General features: G+C 62.9%; 1 protein-coding gene. It reads left to right on the top strand.

Annotation, left to right across the window (positions count from 1 at the left end; translation table 11 throughout):
* A partial coding sequence (locus A1830_RS20835; protein ID WP_197473387.1) for an S-type pyocin domain-containing protein occupies positions 1 to 280 on the top strand: 280 nt, incomplete at both ends.

Raw genomic sequence — 280 nt, 5'->3', positions numbered from 1 at the left:
GCTGAAAACCGGAGAGGGTGGATTACCGTCGGCGGTACCGGTCCTGACGGCGGTGCGGGATGCAGCGACAGGGCTGGATATCATCACGCTGCCTGCGGTAGCGGGCCAGCCACCGCGGACCATTTTGATCAACCCGGCTCCCGGGCCATCTTCGCCGTCAAATACCGGTAATTCGGATCCGTCAGTCCCGGTAACGCCGGTGCATACCGGGACAGTGATAAAACCGGTTGGGACGATTCAGATCACCACCACGCCAGTGGCCGATCCGGGCGGGATGCAG

It is taken from the genome of Erwinia sp. ErVv1 (genome assembly GCF_900068895.1).
GTDB lineage: Bacteria > Pseudomonadota > Gammaproteobacteria > Enterobacterales > Enterobacteriaceae > Erwinia.
This window is presented reverse-complemented; position numbering and strand designations above follow the sequence as displayed.